The sequence below is a fragment of the Clavibacter sp. MX14-G9D genome (assembly GCF_032917815.1).
In the GTDB taxonomy this organism is placed as follows: domain Bacteria; phylum Actinomycetota; class Actinomycetes; order Actinomycetales; family Microbacteriaceae; genus Clavibacter; species Clavibacter michiganensis_K.
Genome location: NZ_JAVCVL010000240.1, coordinates 1 through 3945, shown reverse-complemented (window position 1 = coordinate 3945; position 3945 = coordinate 1). Strand labels below are relative to the sequence as shown.

The window sequence follows — 3945 nt, the reverse complement described above, 5'->3', positions numbered from 1 at the left end:
CCACCGCGCCCGGCACGAAGACCACCGGGCGCTGCCCCCACCCGGCGCGCTCGCCGGGCACCGCGACGGCCTCGCCCAGGCGCGGATCGACGCCGGCGAGCGACCGCACGGCCTCCTCGACGGCCGCGAGCCGGAGCTTCTCGCCGCCCGAGATGACCACGTCGTCGAGCCGGCCCGTGATGCGCAGGACGGCGTCCACCAGCTCGCCGCCGTCGCCCGTGCGGTACCAGCGCCGGCCGTCGTGCTCGCCGAAGGCCGCGTCGGTCGCGCCCGGGTCGCCCAGGTACCCCTCCGCGAGCATCGGACCCGCCAGCTCCACCTGGCCGTCGACGACGGCGACCTCCGCGGTCGCGACCGGGACGCCGTCGTAGACGCATCCGCCGGCGGTCTCGCTGGATCCGTAGGTTCGGACCACGCGCCATCCGAGCGCCGCGGCGCGGTCGGCCAGGTGCGGCGGGGTCGCCTGGCCGCCCACGAGGATCGCGTCGATGCGCCGCACCGCGTCGCGGACGCGCCCGGCCTCGCCGCCGCGCCCGGCTTCGCCGCCGGGGCCGCCCTCCGCCGCCTCGACCAGGCGGTGCAGCTGGGTCGGCACGAGCGACGTGTACCGGGCCACCCGGGCGTCGAGGGACGCGGCGAGGTCCGCGAACGCGCCCGGGTCGAAGCGCCCGGGAGCGAGGACCGCAGGTGCGGTGCCCGCGGCGATGGAGCGCACGAGCACCTGGAGGCCGGCGATGTAGTGCGTGGGGAGCGCGAGGATCCACTGGCCGGGCGCCCCGAGCGCGGTCTGCGACGCCGCGGCGCTCGCGAGGAGCGCATCGGAGGACAGCGCGACGCGCTTGGGCCGCCGCGTCGTGCCCGACGTCTCCACGACGAGCGCGACGCGGCGCTCGACCTCCGCGGGCGGCGGCGGATCCCCGTCGTCCGGCGCGTCGACCGGCCGCGCGAGGAGGGCGGGGCCGTCGCCCGCCAGCGCCGCGCGCAGGAGCGGCACGACGTCGGCGCCGTGCGCGGTCAGCCGCTCCAGCCGCCTCACGGGTGCAGGACCCGCCGGATCAGAACTGCCACGGGAACGGCGACCAGTCCGGTGCGCGCTTCTCGAGGAAGGAGTCGCGGCCCTCGACGGCCTCGTCGGTGCCGTAGGCGAGGCGCGTGGCCTCGCCGGCGAACACCTGCTGGCCGACCATGCCGTCGTCGACCGCGTTGAACGCGTACTTCAGCATGCGGATCGCGGTGGGCGACTTCCCGAGGATCGTCTCGGCCCACTCGAGCGCCGTGGACTCGAGCTCGGCGTGCGGCACGACCCGGTTGACCGCGCCCATCTCGAGCATGCGCTGGGCGCTGTGCTCCTCGGCGAGGAAGAAGACCTCGCGCGCGGCCTTCTGGCCGACCTGGCGGGCGAAGTAGGCGGACCCGTAGCCGCCGTCGAACGAGCCGACGTCGGCGTCGGTCTGCTTGAAGCGGGCGTGCTCGGCGGAGGCGAGGGTGAGGTCGCAGACGACGTGCAGCGAGTGTCCGCCGCCGGCCGCCCAGCCGGGGACCACGGCGATGACGACCTTCGGCATGAAGCGGATGAGGCGCTGCACCTCGAGGATGTGCAGGCGACCCGCGCGCGCCGGGTCGACGCCCTCGGCGGTCTCGCCCTCGGCGTACTTGTAGCCGTCCCGTCCGCGGATGCGCTGGTCGCCGCCGCTGCAGAACGCCCAGCCGCCGTCCTTCGGGCTCGGGCCGTTGCCCGTGAGCAGCACCACGCCGATGCGGGGGTCCTGGCGCGCGTCGTCGAGCGCCTGGTACAGCTCGTCGACCGTGCGCGGCCGGAAGGCGTTGCGCACCTCGGGGCGGTCGAAGGCGATGCGCGCGACCCGACCGGCGAGGTCGTGGTGGTACGTGATGTCGGTGAAGCCCTCCGCGAGGGCGACGTCGCGCCAGCGGGTGGGATCGTGGATGTCGGAGACCTGCTTCACCATGGGCCCAGCCTATTCGCCGGGTGCGGGACCGTTGCCGGGTGCAGGACCGGCGCCGGGTGCGAGGCTGGTCCCATGCTCCCCCCGATCGACGACCTGCTCGCCACCGTCCGCGTCGTCGCCCTCCCGCTCCGCACGCGCTTCCGCGGCCTCGACGTGCGCGAGGCCGCGCTCCTGGAGGGCCCGCTCGGCTGGACGGAGTTCTCCCCGTTCGTCGAGTACGACGACGTCGAGTCCGCCGCCTGGCTCGAGGCCGCGATCGACTTCGGATGGACCGCGCCCCCCGCGCCGCTCCGCGACCACGTGCTCGTCAACGCGACCATCCCCGCGGTGGATGCCGGGCGCGTGGCCGAGGTGCTGGCGCGGTTCCCCGGCTGCCGCACCGCGAAGGTGAAGGTCGCCGAGCGCGGCACGGTGCTCGCCGACGACGTGGCGCGGGTCGCCGAGGTGCGGCGGCTGCTGGGACCGGAGGGCCGCGTGCGCATCGACGCGAACGCGGCGTGGACGGTCGACGAGGCCGAGCACGCGATCCACGCCCTGGCGGAGCACGACCTCGAGTACGTGGAGCAGCCCTGCGCGTCGGTGGAGGAGATGGCCGAGCTGCGCGGCCGGATCCGCCACCTCGGCGTGCCCGTCGCCGCGGACGAGAGCGTGCGCAAGGCCGAGGACCCGCTCCGCGTGGCGCGGGCGGGCGCGGCCGACCTGCTCGTCGTCAAGGCGCAGCCGCTCGGCGGGATCCATCGGGCGCTCGGCATCACGCGGGAGGCGGGCCTCCCCGTGGTCGTGTCCAGCGCGCTCGACACGAGCGTGGGCATCTCGATGGCCGCGCACCTCGCGGCGGCCATCCCGGAGCTCCCCCACGACTGCGGCCTCGGCACCGTCTCGCTCTTCGTCGAGGACGTGACGGCGGACCCGCTCGTGCCGGTCGACGGCCGGATCCCCGTGCGCCGCGTGACGCCGGACGCGCGGCTCCTCGACGCCCACGCCGTGGACGCCGAGCGCCGGGCGTGGTGGACGGACCGGATCCGCCGCACCCACGCCGTGCTGGCCGCACGCGGCTGAGGCGCACCCGGGCGCCGGGCACCCGGCACCCGGCCGTGCGCGGACGCGCGGACCGCGCGCCGCGCGCCCGGGGCCTACAGGCCGCTGTAGGTGTGCAGGCCCTTGAAGAACACGTTCACGACGCCGAAGTTGAACATGACCGCCGAGAAGCCGATGATGGCCAGCCATGCGGAGCGCGACCCGCGCCAGCCGCGCGTGGCGCGGGCGTGGATGTAGCCGGCGTAGAGGACCCAGATGATGAAGGTCCAGACCTCCTTGGTGTCCCAGCCCCAGTAGCGGCCCCACGCGCGCTCGGCCCAGATGGCGCCGGCCATGAGCGTGAAGGTCCAGAAGATGAAGCCCACGATGTTGAGGCGGTAGGCCATGGACTCGAGGGTGACGGAGTCCGGCAGCGTGGCGAGGAAGCGCATCTTGGCGGCGCGCGCGTCGGCCGCGAGCGACTCGCGCCGGAACTGCAGCAGCTGCACGCCGGACAGCGCGAACGCGAGGGCGAAGAAGCCCGTGCCGAGCGCGGCGACGAACACGTGGATGACGAGCCAGTAGGACTGCAGCGACGGCGGCAGCGGCGCCACCTCGACGCGGTACTGGACCACGGCCACGCCGAGCAGGATGAGGACGAGGCCCGTCACGAAGGTGCCGAGGAACCGCAGGTCGCGGCGCGTGAGCACGATGAGGTAGACGCTGAGGATGAGCAGCGTGCCCGTCATGGCGAACTCGTACATGTTGGCCCACGGCACGCGGGAGGCGGCGAGGCCGCGGAGCACGGTCGCGACCGCGTGCGCGACGAAGCCGACGCCCAGGAGCACCATGGCGACGTTGAGGCTGACGGAGCGGCCCGGCGCGACGGGCGCGTCCGGCCCGGATGCCGTGCCGTCCGCGGCGTCGCGGACGCGCGGCGCCGGTCCGCGCTCCAGCGTGG

Annotated in this window: 4 protein-coding genes; 1 reads left to right on the top strand and 3 read right to left on the bottom strand. The window is 75.3% G+C overall.

What is annotated here, in order from left to right:
* Positions 1-1036, bottom strand: a 1036-nt coding sequence (locus Q6969_RS13895; RefSeq protein WP_317230969.1) for an AMP-binding protein, incomplete at its 3' end; no start/stop codon positions are given.
* Between the two features lie 19 nt (positions 1037-1055).
* Entirely contained in the window at positions 1056-1967 is a 912-nt protein-coding gene (locus Q6969_RS13890; RefSeq protein ID WP_317230968.1) for a 1,4-dihydroxy-2-naphthoyl-CoA synthase, read from the bottom strand.
* Positions 1968-2039: 72 nt separating this feature from the next.
* Here Q6969_RS13890 and Q6969_RS13885 point away from each other — a divergent pair, with 72 nt between their 5' ends.
* Positions 2040-3026, top strand: coding sequence for an o-succinylbenzoate synthase (locus Q6969_RS13885; RefSeq protein WP_317230967.1), 987 nt, complete (start codon positions 2040-2042; stop codon positions 3024-3026).
* A gap of 74 nt (positions 3027-3100) precedes the next feature.
* Here the strand turns inward: Q6969_RS13885 and ccsB are convergent.
* Positions 3101-3945: c-type cytochrome biogenesis protein CcsB (gene ccsB / locus Q6969_RS13880; RefSeq protein WP_317230966.1), on the bottom strand; the 845-nt coding region annotated here is incomplete at its 5' end.

Coding starts and splice junctions, on each gene's coding strand:
- Q6969_RS13890 (WP_317230968.1), bottom strand. CDS start 1,967: ATGGTGAAGCAGGTCTCCGACATCCACGATCCCACCCGCTGGCGCGAC.
- Q6969_RS13885 (WP_317230967.1), top strand. CDS start 2,040: ATGCTCCCCCCGATCGACGACCTGCTCGCCACCGTCCGCGTCGTCGCC.